Annotated in this window: 16 protein-coding genes and 1 pseudogene; 3 read left to right on the top strand and 14 right to left on the bottom strand. The window is 57.7% G+C overall.

Going from position 1 to position 18155, the window contains the following annotated elements; genetic code table 11:
- Positions 1-3: 3 nt before the first annotated feature.
- Entirely contained in the window at positions 4-1503 is a 1500-nt protein-coding gene (istA, locus tag Q7J58_RS19665) for an IS21 family transposase (protein WP_304831390.1), read from the bottom strand.
- A 275-nt stretch (positions 1504-1778) separates the two neighbouring features.
- Between istA and Q7J58_RS19660 the strand changes: the two genes are divergently transcribed.
- Positions 1779-2018 (top strand): hypothetical protein, encoded by a 240-nt coding sequence (locus Q7J58_RS19660; protein WP_304831388.1) that lies wholly within the window; start codon positions 1779-1781, stop codon positions 2016-2018.
- A gap of 553 nt (positions 2019-2571) precedes the next feature.
- Positions 2572-3096, top strand: a pseudogene (locus Q7J58_RS19655) (IS4 family transposase); the annotation flags it as partial.
- A gap of 481 nt (positions 3097-3577) precedes the next feature.
- On the opposite strand, the gene Q7J58_RS19650 reads toward Q7J58_RS19655, so the two are convergent.
- The 11 genes from Q7J58_RS19650 to Q7J58_RS19600 form a co-directional block, all read right to left on the bottom strand.
- Positions 3578-5494, bottom strand: a complete 1917-nt coding sequence (locus tag Q7J58_RS19650) for a hypothetical protein (protein WP_304831386.1) — start codon at positions 5492-5494, stop codon at positions 3578-3580.
- A gap of 11 nt (positions 5495-5505) precedes the next feature.
- A complete protein-coding gene (locus Q7J58_RS19645) occupies positions 5506-6987 on the bottom strand; it encodes a site-specific integrase (protein ID WP_304831384.1) in 1482 nt (493 codons plus the stop codon).
- Complete coding sequence (locus Q7J58_RS19640; protein WP_304831382.1) at positions 6984-8132, bottom strand: tyrosine-type recombinase/integrase; 1149 nt, start codon at positions 8130-8132, stop codon at positions 6984-6986. The genes Q7J58_RS19645 and Q7J58_RS19640 overlap by 4 nt, the downstream gene beginning before the upstream one ends.
- A gap of 513 nt (positions 8133-8645) precedes the next feature.
- Positions 8646-9185, bottom strand: coding sequence for a ClpXP protease specificity-enhancing factor (locus tag Q7J58_RS19635; RefSeq protein ID WP_304831380.1), 540 nt, complete (start codon positions 9183-9185; stop codon positions 8646-8648).
- Positions 9186-9237: 52 nt separating this feature from the next.
- Positions 9238-9849 (bottom strand): glutathione S-transferase N-terminal domain-containing protein, encoded by a 612-nt coding sequence (locus tag Q7J58_RS19630; RefSeq protein WP_304831378.1) that lies wholly within the window; start codon positions 9847-9849, stop codon positions 9238-9240.
- A 116-nt stretch (positions 9850-9965) separates the two neighbouring features.
- Positions 9966-10721 carry a cytochrome c1 gene (locus tag Q7J58_RS19625; RefSeq protein WP_304831376.1) on the bottom strand — a complete coding sequence of 252 codons (756 nt, stop codon included), beginning with the start codon at positions 10719-10721 and terminating at the stop codon, positions 9966-9968.
- 32 nt (positions 10722-10753) lie between these two features.
- On the bottom strand, positions 10754-12175 hold the full coding sequence (locus Q7J58_RS19620) for a cytochrome bc complex cytochrome b subunit (RefSeq protein WP_304831374.1): 1422 nt from the start codon (positions 12173-12175) through the stop codon (positions 10754-10756).
- Between the two features lie 49 nt (positions 12176-12224).
- Complete coding sequence (gene petA, locus Q7J58_RS19615) at positions 12225-12833, bottom strand: ubiquinol-cytochrome c reductase iron-sulfur subunit (protein ID WP_304831372.1); 609 nt, start codon at positions 12831-12833, stop codon at positions 12225-12227.
- A 485-nt stretch (positions 12834-13318) separates the two neighbouring features.
- On the bottom strand, positions 13319-14329 hold the full coding sequence (gene pdxA / locus Q7J58_RS19610) for a 4-hydroxythreonine-4-phosphate dehydrogenase PdxA (protein ID WP_336623513.1): 1011 nt from the start codon (positions 14327-14329) through the stop codon (positions 13319-13321).
- A 56-nt stretch (positions 14330-14385) separates the two neighbouring features.
- A complete protein-coding gene (locus tag Q7J58_RS19605) occupies positions 14386-15162 on the bottom strand; it encodes a Nif3-like dinuclear metal center hexameric protein (protein WP_304831370.1) in 777 nt (258 codons plus the stop codon).
- 111 nt (positions 15163-15273) lie between these two features.
- Positions 15274-15438 (bottom strand): DUF3149 domain-containing protein, encoded by a 165-nt coding sequence (locus Q7J58_RS19600; RefSeq protein ID WP_304831367.1) that lies wholly within the window; start codon positions 15436-15438, stop codon positions 15274-15276.
- Between the two features lie 166 nt (positions 15439-15604).
- On the opposite strand from Q7J58_RS19600, the gene Q7J58_RS19595 reads away from it, so the two are divergent.
- Positions 15605-16759: a trypsin-like peptidase domain-containing protein gene (locus tag Q7J58_RS19595; protein ID WP_304831365.1), complete on the top strand. Its 1155-nt coding sequence runs from the start codon at positions 15605-15607 to the stop codon at positions 16757-16759.
- Between the two features lie 28 nt (positions 16760-16787).
- Here the strand turns inward: Q7J58_RS19595 and tatC are convergent, their stop codons facing one another.
- Both tatC and tatB read right to left on the bottom strand, forming a co-directional pair.
- Positions 16788-17570, bottom strand: coding sequence for a twin-arginine translocase subunit TatC (gene tatC, locus Q7J58_RS19590; RefSeq protein ID WP_304831363.1), 783 nt, complete (start codon positions 17568-17570; stop codon positions 16788-16790).
- Positions 17570-18064, bottom strand: a complete 495-nt coding sequence (tatB, locus tag Q7J58_RS19585) for a Sec-independent protein translocase protein TatB (RefSeq protein WP_304831362.1) — start codon at positions 18062-18064, stop codon at positions 17570-17572. The genes tatC and tatB overlap by 1 nt, the downstream gene beginning before the upstream one ends.
- Positions 18065-18155 lie beyond the last annotated feature (91 nt).

The following is an 18155-nucleotide window of genomic DNA, read 5'->3' as shown; positions in this document are numbered from 1 at the left end:
GGATCAGGGGTTGGCATCGTCACCCTCCTGCGTGAGGCGGTCGTAGCCGTCCAGGCTGTGGGGGCGCACGGCGATGTCACGCGCTTTTGCATGCGCTGACAGGGCCACACCCAGCGGGGGCGGGGTCTGCGCCGGACGCTTACGCTCAAGCGCCAGACGAACCGCATGGGGGTGTGGCACACCGCGGCCCATGGCGTCCGTGACGGCGGCCGTCATCTGCGTGCGTCCATGCACGTCCAGCAGCTCCTGCAACTCCCGGGCGATACGCCCCAGCGGCTCACCGCGCTTGGCCGCCTCTGTCAACAAGTCCTGCACCTGAGGCAGCGCGTGCACCAGGCGGTCCGTGTCGCGGTGGGCGCGCGCGCCTCGCTTGTGCTGCACCAGGTCCTGTACATGGGCCTCGATCTCGATTTGCTGAGCCTTGTCCCAGCAACGCGGGTGCGAGGCCAGCAACTGCAGGCCATCCAGAATGCGCACCTCACGCAGGTTGGCGTGCACGGTGAGGCTGCGCTGCACGTGGGTGTGGGGGATGGAATAGTCGTTCAGATCGAACCGAACATAGGGCGTCTTGGCCGCTGTCACACCGCGGATCTCATCGCAGCAAAACGGTGTGGCCGGGAGGTCCATCAGGTGCGCTGTTTCTTGGTCAAAGGCCTGCTGCACCGACAGCTGGGTGTCCTCAGGGCAGCGCCGAGCGCTGGCGGGACCCGCCACCCAGGCATCGGCCTGGGCATTGAGGTCGTCAATGCCATCAAAGCTGCGCCCCTCGAAGAAGGCGGTGCGGATATAACGGATGGCCCGCTCAACCCGTCCCTTCTCGTTCCCCCGTGCCGGTGCCACAGGCCGAGGCTCGAAACGGTAGTGGGCACAGAGGGACAGCAGCGTGGGATTGAAGCGGATGGCCTGTCCCTGGCGTTCGAGCACCGCGCTCTTCAAGTTGTCGTAGAGAACGACCCTGGGCACGTGCTCCCAGGACTCAAAGGCCTGGACGTGGCCGCGCAGAAAGTTCTCCATGTGCGCGCCCAGGAAGAAGCGCAGGAAGATGCGTCTGGACCAGGACAGAACCATCACAAAGGCCATCAGGGGTCGACGGGCTTGCCCGATCTGGAGGTGGCCAAAATGTGCCCAGTCGCATTGCACTTGTTCACCGGGCAAGGTGCGAAGTCGCAGGTATGCCTGTGCTGGGGGGCGCGGACGGTGGCGGGCGACGATGTGGCGAAAGTGGTCGGGGCGTCCCTCGTAGCCACGTTCGGCGGCCATGGCGTGCAGTCGGCTGGCGGTGAGGTTGGGGAACTGCTTCAAGGTCTCCTCGATAAAGGGCAGGTAGGGGGTGATGCCCGAGGGGCGTTGTGCGGGCACGATGGGGGCGGTGCCGGATTGGGTGAGCACGCGCATGATGGTCTCGCGGTGCACGCCCAGCTGGGCCGCGATGGTGCCCACCGGCCAGCGCTCGGCGTGGTGGTAGCGCAGGATCTGCGCCGTGAGTTCAGGTGAAATGGCCATGTGAGTCGGACCTCCATAGGGATGGATGGGGTGAATGACGAAGGCGACAGCGCAAGAAGTCCAGACGAACAAAGTCCGAGACCGAGCGGCCACAGAAGTGGCACTTGCAGGGCTGACTTGTGTCGGGATTCAGAGTGGTTTCGTCGCCGGGAGGCAGTACACCAGCACCGCACGGTGGTGGGCTACCCTGATGCGTCACTATCTGCCGACGGGCCCTCCATCGCCCCTGGCGTTGGGCGTGGGCGTGGCGGCCTTTGCGGCTGTCCTGGTAGCGCTTGCCTGCAGCGCGCTGGGCGCAACTGCTGGCCTGGTGCGAGCAGACTGCGCTGGAGAAGCGCTGGCCGCGGTCGCAGTGGCTGCAGATGAGCACAGCGCAGCGGCAGCGGGCGCACACAAAGCGTCTGGGCGGTGGTGAAAGCGGTGGTGGTGTGTGCTGGGCAGTGGGCATGGGTGGCTCCATTCCCATGCGTGAGGCCATGCTGCTGGACAGCCACGCCCGCTTCGTGAAATACTGACAGCGGCAACGGCGCCCTCCAAAGCGGTGGGTCTCGGGGCGCGACAGTGGGTTCACCTCCAAGTTACTGTCACTGTCGCGCCTGCTTCTTGCACAGGTAGGCGATATGTAACGCAAAAAGCCAGCGCTGCGCCATGCGCCTGCGCTGACTCACCCCCGCTTGTCCCACGGCTAAAGCAGGCACGCCCAGGACACGTCTGTGCCCTGCACAACGGGCATCCCCCATGCGATTCAAAGGTAGTTCAAAGCAGTCCGCCGACTGTCGCGGGTGACTACGTCCGGCTTGATGCCGACACCAGATTTACGCGGAAACCGACAGCCGTTTACATAACAGAAGCGGACGGTCGAAATCGGCGGCTTTTCGCCCCGATGGCCAGTCCAAATTCCCCCACCTGTGGCCACCCTGTTACCGCCGACGTTGAATTGAGCCATGCGCCGGCTTTGCGGTGAGCCGGATTGAGCGCACCTAAATTCAACCTCGGCGCAACTTGCAACTCGTTTGCTCTGGCTCAGTCGACGATCGGCAGGTGGCTCAATTTGGCGTCGGCGCCAACATGGTGGCATCAGAGATGGAAGCGCCTGCGGGCGTCAAGCCGGTGGTCTGGCGGCTGCTGACCAACCGGCAGGCCACCACACTGGCGCAGGCTTGCGAGCTCATCGACTGGTACCGTGCGCGCTGGGAAATCGAGCTGTTCTTCCTCGTGCTCAAGGAGGGCTGCCGCGTCGAGAGGCTCCAACTTGGCGACAGCGATCGACTGCAGACGGCGCTGGCCCTGTACATGGTCATTGCCTGGCGCATCAACCGGCTCATGCGGCTGGGGCGTGCGCTGGGAGACTTGCCGGCGGACCTGGTGTTCGAGACCGACGAGTGGAAGGCGGCGTTCATTCTGAACAAGAAGCCCGCACCCAAGGCGGTGCCAGAGCTCAACACGGTGCTGCGGCTGATCGCGCAGCGCGGGGGGTTTCTGGCGCGCAAGGGGGATGGCGAGCCGGGGGTCAAGTCGATCTGGCTGGGCATGCAGGACGTGGCCGTCTTTGTCGAAGGTCTACGGTATGCGCGCCAGAGCGGTTGGAGCTGACTTGTGTATAACGAGATGCCCTAGTCCCCCGCTCTGCGTAACCGAACCACCTCAGCTTGCTCCGACGCCGCCCCCAGCGCCTTCACTTTATCGCCAATATGTTTGTAATCCCCCCAGAACCGCTCCACCCCTTGCATTCCGCCATGCAACATTACGGCTCGGATACACGCCGCGTGGGAAACAATAAGCGCTTCCACTTGACTCTCAAGCTCAACTATCCTGTGGCTTTGCTCCTCGAGGCGAGCGGTCATTGAGTCTGACCGTCGTTGAGCCGGTCCCTCCCGTACATTCCGGGCATCAATTTGTCGCTGCTGCGCTTGAACTATTAAGTCCATACGCTGTGCATTGCGAGTAAATGCTGACGCGTTCTTCAAGGTGCCATGCCTTCTTGCAACCTCTCGCACCGTAATATCCACATCCTCAACCAACAACTCGCCAAGGACCCGTTGGAGTTCGTTGTTGCTATCGTCGGCCAACGGTCTCATTGGAAAATGTCCTTTGGTAGTGCGGAATGGTCGATTCCGTCAGGGAACAAAGCCTCGCCAGGCTGTGCGAGCAATGCGGCATCGACGCCCGCCAGCAACCGCTGAGCATGGGCGACTTGATTGGCGCGACCCACTGTTTTCGCTGGCTTCTGCATCGCAACATCACGCATTTGCTGGAGCTTCGTCTTGAGTGCACTCAATGAAACCCTGTGCTCAGCCCGTCCGCTGGGTACGAAATGACGACATTCATCGAAACATTTGAGATGTCTAGCGCATGGGTTCAATGAAAAGCTGTTGACGCAGTAGCCATAGGGTGTGACATGAAACCCATCCGAATTGGCAGCCAAGTAGGCAAAGGCCACCTCGTCGTCATGCTCCTCTTGAATTTTCCTGAATGTCCGCGCAATGTTGCTATCCCCAGCTTGGCCACTCACCACCATTCTGGCCACCAGGTCTGCCGGGCCACCAGGAACTACGGTCGCAGAAGCAGCATCGGGCAGCCGTACAAAAGCAAGACGCTCAGACAGCGTCCTATGGTCGTACTCATAGCTCTGGGCAACAGACTGACGCCCAAAGTGGTTCGTAATCACCGTGTCTGCGACATTCAACCGGAATAATTCCGTGTTCATCAAATGGCGGAGAGAGTGAGGGCGGAGCTTGAAATTAGGGTCAACTTTCGAACTGCCATACCGTCCAAACAAAGAGCTGGAACCAGCCGAGACACTGATTCCAAGACCTGCGTAAATGGTGAGATGAGAAACGGGTGCGATGGCAGCACCCAACTCAATGACGTTCGGCAAGAGTTGCCTGTGTCCATAGAGGACAAGAAATAACAAGTCAGCGGCTTCCAGCGTCGTCCCAGCGGTCGTCTTGAACGTTCGTAAGTCAGAGGCCGGATTTGGTGCTGGCGAATGCCGCTGCAACTTGAGCACCCTCCTAAGCTCAGTGGTTGCCGCCAGCACCATCTCAACCGCTTCGGTCACCGCCGCTTGAAACCTCTCAGGAACCTGTTGGTGGTCTTCCACGAGGATGTCTGGCGCGCCCTCCTCTCGCTTTTCTCCAAAATACCGAAGGCTCAGAGTTCTTGAAAGCCCGCCGACCTCACTTGCTGTGCGTCCCGTAACAACATCGACATGATCCTCCCACCGCAGGCAGTCAGCAGGAAGCATGAGAACCTCGTTTAAACGCAGTCCAGTCAAAATCAACAGTCGAACAACACCAAAGCGGATTAAATCGGGATGGGTCCGTGGCGTTTCTTGGAAAACAATGCGCGCGAGTTCGTAAAAGGCTTCTATTTCCGGCAGCTTCTGCCCCTCCTTCCGCTCCGTGAGGCGTTTGCCGAGCTTCTTTAGCCCCCTGGAGTTATCGGTGTCTGGCTCCACCGGACAAGCAACTGACAACAGGTGGGCATTCATAAGCTTGGCCAGCCAAAGCAGTGCATCCCAAATCTTGTCCTGCTTGTGCCCGAGCTGAAGAAATCGGTTCAAGTCCTCAGCCGAAATCTCCCAAGGAGCTTTGTTCGTCGACGAAAAAAACTTTCGAAGAATGAGCGCTAAATGGCGTGTCACCCTCGGGTTCTGGGCCTCTTTACAACGAAAGGCGATAACCGCCTTGATGAAGCTCTGAACTCGCTCATCCAGGGCCGCCCCATCTGGGAGTCGTGCCTCGCTCCAACCTGCTGCCAAACAGGCCTTACGTATTTCAACATCGACCGCAAATCCGTTCGTTCGCGACGCATTGCGCGCATGGCTGTCCGTCAACACCCTAAGATCCCAATCCCGACCAGGCAACGGTGTCCCATCTTCAGTGACGGGGATGTCCCACTGCAACCCTTTGTACTCCACAAATCGACGGGAAGCCGCGATGAAATCGTTGTATGAGCTGGGTGCGACAGACCTCGTTTCAGCCTCCAAAAAGCGGACCGTCACGTGCAGCCCCCCAGGCCATCAATCGTGTCAATGGTTTGCTGTGCTCCTGCTAGTGCGCGTGTCAACTGCCGGTACGCCGGGCTGGCCCCATCTTGTTCAAAATTGACATAGACCATCACTTGCTCGCGTATGCCAGCCACCGCCTCTTCATGCACCGCCCTCTCGCCAGAAGGGATGAATTTCGAGCAGCCGTAGCAGGATGTCACGGGGTTATATCGACATGACGACTGGCCAGTACGGCAAATGCCTAACCCGCCAACCAGGCGTTCTCCAACAATCCCACCGATTTGTTGGTCCTCGTTGGCGCTCAAAAGCTCGTCTATCGACACGAACTTTCTCTCGGCCAGGTTGAGGACGTTTTGATACAACTTGGAAACTCCCAGGGCCTCGTTTATTCGTTTCCCCTGTTGCAAACTGCCTCTCTGATACACCCTAGCTGCGTTTTCATTGGTGTGGGTAAGGAATCGACGAATGCTTTCGCGGTCCTGACCAGCATCGGCCAAGGCCTGGGCAGCTGTATGCCGCAAGGTGTTGGCCGTGAAATCGACCCTAAATGCTCGCTGCCTGCACGCCGAGCGCAACAAAGACCAAAGCTTTTCAACGTTCGTGGAAGCAAAAAGTCGTTGCCGCCCGGCCTGCCGAGCGCTCACCACGAGTTGCTGTATCAATGGCACCCACTCTGGTTTGACTTGCCGCAGCACCTCATAGGCCTTGCCATCTGGCTGTTTGGCCGTATGGAAAGAGAGGATGCACGCCCACTCTTGAGTCGCGTCTTGCACCAAACGAACATGCTCCATGCGGATTGCAAGCAACTGCACCGGTCGCATAGCGTGCTGATAAATTAGGGCCAATGCCGTCAGCCCCTCGGCATCTTCTGGCGGTAACGACTGTTCCTCAGCCGCATCATCGAGCACCCGCGTGAGCGTAGACTGCTGATTGGCTGAGAGCAAACGCTCCCGGCGCTTCACCTTGCCTCGTTGGCTCAGCAACACCGCCTTTGCGCGGGTATCCAAGCTCTTAACCAGAGCCGAATGCAATGGGAGCCATGTCCCAACCGCTGAGTTACTGGCAAGCTTCAATATCGCCTTACCAGCCTTTGCTACATCCACATTCTGGACAAGCTCATCCCAAAGCACTCTCACCTCGCTAGGCCCTGCCTTCAAGATTTGGGAATACACCCCCCAGTTGTTGATGAGCGCAAGACCAAACTTCTCGATGGACGAAGGAGACGCCAGAGCTTGGGTAAGCATAACTAGCCGTCGTTGAAGCGCTCCAGTTTCCCCAGGAGCAAACCGCAAGCAGAGAGTTCTCCCCTGAACCGGGACTGTCCAGACGGCTGCGTCCGCGCCCAGGTGAACTTCGACATCTGCATATTTATCATAGACAACGAAACTGCGAGGAGCAGTAGGCCAGGGCCAGTCGGTGATCTTGTCAAGAGACAATTCACCGTGACTGCTGGCGTGACGAACGGGATTCATGGCATGACTCCTCGCAGATTCTGGACTCTCTCATCGAAGAGAACATTCCAGGTACGCACTAGGTCGTCCTGTATTGCTGCCCTTGCGTAGAGGTCGGGCATGGTTGACTTCACCGACCAGCCAAAGAATGCACGCATTCGTTGTAAGGCGAGTTCCCTGTCAGGCTGATGTTGGATGAAGGCTCGATACCTCGCCGTAGCACAGGTATGCCTAAGGTCATGTGGGGAGATATGCTTCTTGCCGCCTGTACGCTCATGAAATCGAGCTTTTTCGCTATCACCGAGCGCTTCCGTCAATCCCTCCAACATTGTGTTGACCGATTCAGCTGAAAGCGGCGCCCCACCTCTTGCGGTAAGAAGGAATGCATGATTTTCGCTAGGCACCCGGTACTCGGAGACATAGCGCTCGTAAAGTATGGCCAAGTCTTCCGAGACGGGAACCTGTCGATGCGACTCTGCTGTCTTAATGCTGGGTCGCGTGGCTCGCGAGTCCTCATCCTCAGTGGTCGTTACATCAAGCCACCGAACCCATTCGCCAGTTTCTGAATCGACGTCCTGCTTGAGCGAATCAATGCTTAGCAGCAGCACTTCTCCTCGGCGTAAGCCAACCAGCAGCAGGAGATGCACTATCAGCCAATTTCTCCAACGGACTCGATAATCCTTGGCCGGGTTTCGCGTAGAACTAGGGTCAGCGACGACCAACAAGTCCTTCAGCGTAGCACCTGGAAGCGCTCTTGCAAACTTGAAGCCGCCGCGTTGCGGCTCCCGGATTCGGCCTATGGACTGAATGGACGAGGATAGAAGGTACAACTCGTCAATTCCTACAGCCAACTGCCTTAGGACATCCGCAACAAAAACCCTGACAGCGTCCCAACGCTGTACTGTAGTAGACGTATATGTCTTCGCTTCAGTCAAGTGAAGGTAGAAGGCCTCAACCATTCTCCGAAGCATTTGAACATCACGATTACTGAGTACCGCATCGAGAGAGTCATCCCCGAACGATTCATCACAGAAGCCGTAGAAGGCACCAAGGTGCCTCATTCGTATCTTAAGGGTATTGGCAGCCAATGATTTACCCGCCAGACCTACAGACCAGGCCGTGCTCCAGAATCTCGGCAATAGCGTTTTCGGGGAAACAAGAACCACGGAGGGCTTCGCGCCCGTGTTGACCAACGCGCCCTTAACAGAGCCCGTCAAAATCCAAGCCCCTTCAGGCGACGAGTTGCGCCCTTGAAGTCAACGCCAGTAAGGTGCATCATGAGGTCAATCGCCCCGCCTCCACCCACACAGCTTCTGGTGTCCCAATACTTAGGGCCTGTAAGGAGGAGCTCGAACTCTCGCCCGTCAACATTGGCATGCCAACGCGAGGAGCTCTTGTCTTTCGTCGGCTCGTAGCTAGCGTCGCGCTTTGCGTGCGTAGCCAGTACTATCAACACGCTTGCTGAGTCAAGGCACCGCCACCGCAAAAGATCAGAGTTATCCACAGCTGCCATCCTCCCCCTGCCCCCCTCCTGCTACTCGCCTTTAACAAGGCTGATGAAGAAAACCTTCACCATAGGCATAGAGTATCAAAACAGCATCCGAAAGGCAACAGATGAAAGACTACACAGTAAAGGCGATTGCTCTACCAACTGAGCTAAAGCGGCACTGGACAGCATTTTACTTGACGCGCGTCAGCTGTGGCCTTCCACCGCGCGTAGGCCCATCGGGAGGAGGCAGTGACTCGGATCCTTCGACAGGCACATCGTCGGTCGGCACGACTCGCAATGGACTGCGGCACAACGGATCGACTGCGCCTTCTGCTTCCCCAGAGGTACCAGGAGCAGAAACAGCATTTACCGGCACTTCGCCAGCCAGATGGACCGTTGCGGCAGGGGGCGCAGGAAATGCCATACCTTGACCATTTTCACGTGCGTAAATGGCAATCACATGACCAACAGGCACGATTATCTCGCGCGCCACACCGCCAAAGCGGGCCTTGAACTCGATAAAGTCATTGCCCAAGTGAAGCGCACTGGTTGCATCTATACCCACGTTAAGAACGATTTCACCATTTTTGACGAACTCCATCGGCACTTTGACCGAAGCGTCGACTTGCACCGCAATATAGGGTGAAAAACCGTTGTCAACGCACCATTGGTGCAGAGCACGTATGAGATAAGGACGCGTAGACGGTGTTTCTGACTCAAAAGAATTCATGGGTACTATCCAACAAGAACCCGACATCAGCCGTGAAAGACTGAATGACAGCTTATTTGCGCATAACCTTTTCAGAAGGTGTGAGTGCCTCAATGTAGGCGGGACGCGAAAAAATGCGTTCTGCATACTTAAGAAGCGGGGCGGCATTCTTGCTGAGTTCAATGCCGTAGAAATCCAGACGCCACAGCAGCGGAGCAATCGCCACATCCAGCATCGAGAAATTGTCACCCAGCATGAACTTGTTCTTCAAGAAAACCGGTGCCAACTGGGTCAACCGGTCTCGGATGTGCGCACGAGCCTTTTCTAGGGCCTTCTCATTGCCTTTGGTGCTGCGCGACTCCAGCATGGACACATGCGCAAACAGTTCTTTTTCGAAGTTCAACAAAAACAGGCGCACGCGTGCGCGGTCGACGGGGTCGCCGGGCATCAACTGGGGGTGCGGAAAGCGCTCATCAATGTACTCGTTGATGATGTTCGACTCGTACAGGATCAAATCGCGTTCGACCAGAATCGGGACTTGGCCGTAGGGGTTCATCACACTGATGTCTTCCGGCTTGTTGTACAGGTCCACGTCGCGGATCTCGAAGTCCATGCCTTTTTCGAACAGGACAAAACGGCAGCGGTGGGAGTAAGGGCAGGTGGTGCCCGAATACAAGACCATCATGAGGGAGTCTCCTTAAAGCAAAAACAGTGGGTTGCATAAACACCGAGCGGTGCCGCAAACCACTGTGGAACGGAAGGCCCCATGCCCATGAGCATGGGGACTAAACCTAAATCGGATTACTTGATATCTTTCCAGAATGCCGCGTTCAGTCGCCAAGCGATGACAGTGAACACCGAGAGGAACAGCAAAACCCACACGCCAATGCGCACACGGTTGTTCTGCTCCGGCTCTGCCATCCATTGCAGATACGCCACCAAATCGCCCACATTCTGGTCGTAGGCAGAAGCACTCATGGTGCCGACCTTCACAGGCTCCCAGCCTTTGTGCAGCTCAACCTCGTGCCCATGGCTGCTCACTTTGTCAAAAGTGGGCCTACGCTCACCCTGCAACTCCCACAGAGGGTTGGGCATGCCAATGTTTGGAAACACCAAGTTGTTCCAGCCCGTGGGCTTGGTGTCATCACGGTAGTAGGTACGCAGCAACGTGTAAACGTAATCAGCACCAGAGCCTTGCTTGCTGGCGCGGGAACGCGCCACCAATGTCAAGTCGGGAGGATTGACACCAAACCACTTTTTTGCCAAAGCTGGATCAATGTTCGACTTCATCGTGTCACCGATTTTGTCGGTGGTGAAGGTCAAATTTTCTGCAATCTGTTTGTCGTTCAAACCAATATCGCGCAGGCGGTTGTAACGCATGAACGATGCCGAGTGGCAACTAAGGCAGTAGTTGACAAACAATTTGGCACCGTTTTGCAGCGCCGCCATGTCATTGGTCCGCTGGGGGGCTTTGTCCAATGGGAACCCTGCACCTGCAGCCAGCGCAGCACCCGACAAACCCAAGGCCATCATGAAGCCCAGAAGAATTTTTTTCATTTGCTTGACTCTCCGGAATCGCTGGTTGGGGCTCAATGAGGCGTGAACGTGACGCGGGTCGGAACGGGCTTGAACTCGCCGATCCGGCTCCACCAAGGCATCAACAAGAAGAAGCCGAAATAGAACAAGGTACCCACCTGGGAGACGCGCTCACCGATAGGCGATGGCGGCAACACACCCAGATAGCCAAGGATCAGGAAGTTGATCACGAACACTGCGTACAACCACTTGTTCCAGCCTGGACGGTAGCGAATGGACTTCACAGGACTGTTGTCGAGCCAAGGCAGCGCAAACAGGATGACCACGGCACCACCCATGGCAACCACACCCCAGAATTTGGCGTCAATGGCCAGCATCAAAGCCACCATCACCACAGCACCACCAACAACAGCCACTTTCATGACCGAACCAATCCTGGCTTTGGTCACACCCAGCACCGCGCCGAGCAAGACGCAGGCAATCAGGGCGTACATCATTTCGTTGGTGATGGCACGCAGCATGGAGTAGAACGGCGTGAAGTACCAAACAGGCGCAATGTGCAACGGCGTCACCAGCGGATCGGCTGGAATGAAGTTGTTGTACTCCAGGAAGTAACCACCCAGCTCAGGGGCAAAGAACACGATGGCCGAGAAGACCATCAGGAACACCGAGACGCCCAAAACGTCGTGGACGCTGTAGTAGGGGTGGAAAGGAATTCCATCCAGCGGAATGCCCTTCTCATCCTTGAGCGCCTTGATCTCGACGCCGTCAGGGTTGTTGGAACCCACTTCGTGCAGCGCAATGATGTGCGCAACCACCAAGCCCAGCAGCACCAGCGGCACGGCAATGACGTGGAAGCTAAAGAAGCGGTTCAGCGTGGCGTCGCCAACCACGAAATCACCGCGGATCAGCAGCGCCAGGTCAGGACCCACAAATGGAATGGCGGAGAACAGATTGACAATCACCTGTGCGCCCCAATAGGACATTTGCCCCCAAGGCAGCAGGTAGCCCATGAAGGCTTCGGCCATCAGCACCAGAAAAATGGCGCAACCGAATACCCAAACCAGTTCGCGCGGCTTGCGGTAGGAACCGTAGATCAAACCACGGAACATGTGCATATACACCACCACAAAGAACGCAGAGGCGCCCGTGGAGTGCATGTAGCGAATGAGCCAGCCCCAAGGCACATCGCGCATGATGTATTCGACCGACGCGAAAGCCACCGGGACGCCAGCGGCGTTCAGGTTGGCATCGGGCTTGTAATGCATCACGAGAAAAATGCCGGTAACGATCTGAATCACCAGCACCAGCAGCGCGAGCGACCCAAAGAAGTACCAGAAGTTGAAGTTCTTGGGCGCGTAGTACTCAGCCAAGTGCTCGTTGTAGAGCTTGGACAACGGGAACCGGTTATCGACCCAATTGAGCGCTTTTTGGCCCATGGGAGCGTCGGGGGAAATTTCTTTGAATTCAGCCATTATTTGCCTCTGAGGTCAGGTGTCTGCTTGCACTGCGAAGTACGGCAGCTCAGGCTTTCTTCTCTTCGCCGACCAACAGGGTCGTCTCGGACAGGTAGTAGTGCGGGGGCACTTCGAGGTTGTCAGGTGCCGGCTTGTTCTTGAACACACGCCCAGCCACGTCGAACGTGGAACCATGGCAAGCGCACAGAAAGCCACCCTGCCAGTCATCTGGCAGCGAAGGTTGCGGACCAGGGGAAAGCTTGTCGCTGGGGGAGCAGCCGAGGTGGGTACAGATCCCCACAGCCACCAGCACATCGGGCTTGATGGAGCGATGGCGGTTTTTCGCGTATTCGGGAGTGGGGTATGCCTTGCGATCCGAGTTGGGATCGGCGAGCTGGTCTTCCTGCTTTTCAAGCGCAGCCAACTGCTCGGGTGTGCGGCGCATGATCCACACAGGCTTGCCACGCCACTCAACCACACGCTTCTCACCAGGAGCCAGCGTGGAAATATCGACCTCGACAGCTGCGCCGGCTGCCTTGGCCCGCTCGGACGGCTGAAAACTGCTGACGAAGGGGACAGCGACAGCGGCTGCACCTACGCCACCCATGGCGCAGGATGTGATCAGCCAAGTTCGGCGGCTGCTATCCACAGTCGCATCGACGGTTGCTTCACTCATGGGGATCTTTCAAACTGGTTCGAGAGGACACTAGGGACAACCCGAGATTGTACTGGACCCGTCCTGATTCTCTACGGCTTGCCGGGGTATAGGACTGGGCTATTGTCGCGGCGACAAAAGCACAACAGATGTCAGCGTCTTGCAATGCTGTCGCTGAGACGGTCAAATTTTTTGATGTCATGGCTCATCGTCGCAATGCGCACACAGTTCAGTCGCCTCGATTTTTTCTATCTCTACCTGGCGCGGGATCCGGCACCTCGGCGTGTGCACGGAGCATCGGATGGTTCGCGACGATATCGTGCAGAAGAACCGCCCAGTCCAGCTTGGTTCGCCGCTCTGCAACCTGGGTTGGGCGGCATGCCTTTGCTTGCAATTTCCTGCAACGCGACGCCTTCCTGCTCTGCCAAGGTGGCGTTGTATTGTTCCATTTTCGTGGTCGACGCCACGAAGCTCGTGACGCGACACCAGCCATGACGCGGAAGTTTTCATGCAAGTGTTGCTGTGCACAACGCTGCATCTAGAGCAGCCAGCAAACTCGCAGCACTGGCTCGACCCGTGCCGGCCAAGTCAAATGCGGTACCGTGGTCTGGACTGGTGCGCACAAAGGGCAACCCCAGCGTGGTGTTGACCCCGTGCTCAAGACCAAGCAACTTTACAGGGATCAAGCCTTGGTCGTGGTACATCGCCACCACCACGTCAAAAGCACCCTGACGAGCGCGCATGAACACCGTGTCGGGCGCATGTGGACCCGTGCAATTGATGCCTTCAGCCCTGGCCTGCGCCACGGCAGGGGCGATGGCATCAATCTCTTCACGCCCAAACAAACCACCCTCGCCCGCATGCGGATTGAGGCCTGCCACGGCGATGCGCGGGTGCGCCATGCCGTACAACTGAAAATGGGCGTGGGTAAGGCGTACCGTTTGCAAAACTTGGGCCTGCGTCACAGCATCCAATGCTTGTCGCAACGACACATGGATGCTCACCAAAACCGTGCGCAGGCCAGGGCAACTCAGCATCATGCGCACCGGTAACGCGGCTACGGCAACCCCTTGGTGGCTGGCTGCAATCGACTGCAACAACTCGGTGTGCCCCGGAAACGCAACACCCGCCGCCGCAAGCGCCTCTTTGTGAATCGGGGCCGTCACAACAGCGCGAGCCTGCCCAGTCAAAGCAGCCTGCGCGGCAAACCGAATGCAATCGGCCGCGGCTTGACCTGCGTCCACACTGATGCGTCCCAGAGCCACCGGCTGCTTCAAGGAACAAGCTTGAATGACCGCCACACAGCCTGGTGGCACCTGGCTGAAATCCCGCAGATCGCTCAGTTCAGCCCACATGTGAGGGTGCACGGCCTGCTTCGGCGACAACTCAGCCACCAACCGCGCGGCATGACGCAAAGTTGCCACATCACCCGCCACCACCACCTGCCGCATCAAGCCAGGCTGCTCACGAAAGGCCTGGACGATGATTTCAGGCCCGATGCCAGCGGGATCCCCCATGGTTAACACGACGGGCTTGCGGGATGGCATTTGGGCATTCGTCATAGGGGAGTGCCTCAGGCGGGGTTGTCGATATCAATGAATTGGTGCTCCAGACCCAGTACTTGGGCCACATACGCCCCCACCGCCTGCACGCCATACCGCTCTGAAGCGTGGTGGCCGCAGGCAATGTACGCGACGCCGCATTCCCGGGCGTAATGAGCCTGAGGCTCCGAAATTTCGCCGGTGATGAACACATCGGCACCAGCGGCAATGGCCGCTTCAAAATAAGATTGAGCCCCCCCTGTGCACAGCGCGACACGCTCGACCGGCCTGTCTGGCTCGCCCACCAGCGTCACGGCGCGCCCAAGTGACTGCTCCACATGAGCCGCCAGTGCGGCTGCCGATACGACATTCCGGTGACCCATAAAACCCAAACATTGCGGGCCAAACCGCCCATCCACACCCTCAAACACCGACACCCCAAGGCGCAGTGCAAGTTGCGCGTTGTTGCCCAACACAGGGTGCGCATCCAAGGGCAAGTGGTAGGCCAGAAGATTGATGTCATGAGCCAACAAGCGTGCGAGCCGCTGTTTCATCCAACCGGTGACGCAACCATCTTGACCACGCCAGAACAGACCGTGATGAACCAGAATGGCATCGGCGCCAGCGGCTATGGCCGCATCGATCAAAGCCCGACAGGCTGTGACGCCCGTGACCAGCTTGTGAACTTCCTCGCGCCCTTCCACCTGCAAGCCATTGGGGCCATGATCGTTGAACAGGCTCGGCTGCAACAAGCCATCCAAGGTCTGCAACAGAATGGTGCGGGAAATTGGGCTCGAGGTTGTCTTCATAAAAGGTTTGCCTTCACAAAAGAGTGGCAGGCCCACTCCAAGGCAAACCCGCTTGTTTATTTTGACAGTCCCCAGCGACACAAGGCCGCGCCCCGCTCCCTCCAAGGCATCCTACTCTGTATGAACCGATCCAGACCCGCGCTGTGCACGTTCAGACTCTTGCATCTTGCGGGTGAAAAACCGGTAAAACCAAACCGCCATGCCGATCATAAAAATGATGCCGGAAATACTGAACAGACCGTAATCGGTCGAGAAGAGATCAACGATGGCTTTCATTTATTGCTCCAGTCCTCGGTTAGAAGACTGTCATTGCACCGCGTCCTCTACAGAAGCACCTTGACATGCATCAAGGTGCTTGAAATCAAGGCGTTGGTGGCCACATACAGGACAATTGGACGCGCAGGGTCAACCGACCCTTAACCTACAGCCCTCACACACCCCCATGAAACGACTCTGGCTTGTCTTTGCCCAATCCGTTACCGTGTTACTGGCGGCATTTTTCGTGGTGGCCACACTCAAGCCACAGTGGCTGAACCGGAACCCCAATCTGTCCACGGTGGTTCCAGTGTTCCAAGCTGCAGCGCCAGCGTCATTGGAGGGCATGGGTGGAACCACTGGTTTCAGTGGTGCAGCGCGTGCTGCATCGCCTGCGGTAGTGAGCATCAACACCAGCAAAGCAGCCGTCAACAACATTCACAGCAGCGACCCTTGGTTCCGATTTTTCTTTGGTGACCAACTGCAAACCCAACCGCAAACGGGGTTGGGCTCGGGCGTCATTGTCAGCCCAGCAGGCTACATACTGACCAACAACCACGTGATTGAGGAAGCCGATGAAATTGAGGTGGTGCTCATTGATGGTCGCAAAAGCGTTGCCCAAGTGATCGGCACAGACCCGGAAACCGACTTGGCGGTCCTCAAGATCGCGTTGACCGAATTGCCCGTGATCACGCTGGGCAACTCCGATGCTTTGTCTATTGGCGATCAAGTGTTGGCAATTGGCAACCCCTTCGGGGTGGGTCAAACCGTCACGGGTGGCATTGTCAGTGCACTGGGCCGCACACAACTGGGCATCAACACCTTTGAAAATTTCATCCAAACCGATGCCGCTATCAACCCAGGGAACTCCGGCGGGGCGCTGGTGGATGTGAACGGGCACCTGATGGGCATCAACACCGCCATCTACTCCCGCTCTGGGGGCTCCATGGGTATTGGCTTTGCCATTCCCACATCCACCGCTCGCAGCGTGATGGAGTCTATTGTGCGCGACGGACAGGTGACCCGCGGCTGGATCGGCGTAGAGCCGCAAGACCTTAGCCCAGAACTTGCTGAAAGTTTTGGCATTCCAGCCGGCACCGGCGTGATCATCACCGGCGTATTGCAAAACGGCCCTGCGGCGCAAGCCGGTATTCGCCCAGGCGACGTGATCACCCGTGTGGCCGGACGCGAGGTGGGCACGGTCGCTCAACTGCTGTCCGCTGTGGCCGCCCTGCCGCCGGGCACCTCTGCCACCATGGAGGTGGTTCGCCGTGATGGAAAAACCGAGTTGAATGTGACCCCTGGCCGACGCAGCCCGCTGCCTCGACAGGAGGCGCGTTAAGGCGTTTGGTAAGCCGCCTTTTGGCGGCTTAATCAGCGGACTCGTCGGGTTTGACTGCGGCTTTTTGGATGAACCACTGGGCGCCAAAAATACCCAACTCGTACAGCAAGCACATGGGAACTGCCAGAGCCAACTGCGAAATCACGTCCGGTGGCGTGACGATGGCCGCAATGACAAAAGCCACCACGATGAAGTAACCGCGAAAATCGCGCAACTGCTTCACGGTCACCATATTCATCTTGACGAGCAGCACCACCACAATCGGCACCTGAAAAGCCAGACCAAAAGCCAGGTACAGAGACAAAATGGCTTCAACGTAAGACGCAATATCGGGTGTAGCCGCCACACTGTCAGGCGTGAACTGCTGGATGAAACCAAACATTTTATCGAGCACAAAGAACTGCACAAAAGCAATGCCCACATAAGCCAGCGAACTGCCCAACAAAATCAGTGGGATCGCAAAACGTTTTTCATGGCTGTACAAGCCCGGCGCCACAAAAGCCCAGACCTGGTACATCCACCAAGGCAAAGACAGCAACAGCGCCGCCATGGCCAACACTTTGATGGGCACAAAAAATGGCGAGAACACACCCACTGCGATCAGCTTGGCATCGGGTGGCATGTGCGCACGGATCGGCACAGCGATCAAATCAATCAGGCCACTCGGACCAGGCCAGAACGCCAGCAAGGCCATGCAAATGGCCAAACCCACAACGCCATACAGCAGGCGGTCGCGCAACTCCATGAGGTGCTGGACAAACGGCTGCTCGGAACCGGCAAGCTCGTCGGTGGAATCTTTGGGGTCGGACATCAGCGGGGCGCAGAGGAGGAACGGGGCCGAAAACGGGCCACACGGGCCGCTCCGGACTGGGTGCGGGTACGCACGCCGGTGCGTGCCTTGTACCACTGGGGCATGGCCTTTTGCTTGATGCGCCAGTTCTTTTTGGGGTGTTTGTAGCTGGGGTGAAAATCCGAGCCAATGCTGTGGTGCGCATCAGACCCGTAAGACGGGGCACCATCCAGCCCGACGGTGGCTTCAGACCACGATTTTTCAAAATCGCTGGCACCGCTTTGCACCGACGATTCCACGTCACGGGCAGCGCTCTCCACCGTCTCTTTCATCTTCTTGAGCTCTTCGAGCTCCATCGAGCGGCTGACCTCGGCCTTGACGTCGGCGACGTAACGTTGCGCCTTCCCCAACAAAGCACCCACCGTGCGGGCCACCCGAGGGAGTTTTTCGGGCCCGATGACGATCAACGCCACCGCCCCAATCAGAGCGAGCTTGGAAATGCCCAGATCAATCATGTATCAGCCATCCTGCGGGCAATGCCGGGCTTTGAAAAAAGCCCTGAACCGGACTGCTCATGCACATGCGCACACGACCAGCGGGTAAAAA

Origin of the sequence: Hydrogenophaga sp. (assembly GCF_030656115.1) — a bacterium.
In the GTDB taxonomy this organism is placed as follows: domain Bacteria; phylum Pseudomonadota; class Gammaproteobacteria; order Burkholderiales; family Burkholderiaceae_C; genus Hydrogenophaga.
Note: the sequence above shows the minus strand (reverse complement) of the source record. Positions and strands in the feature narration are given on the sequence as shown.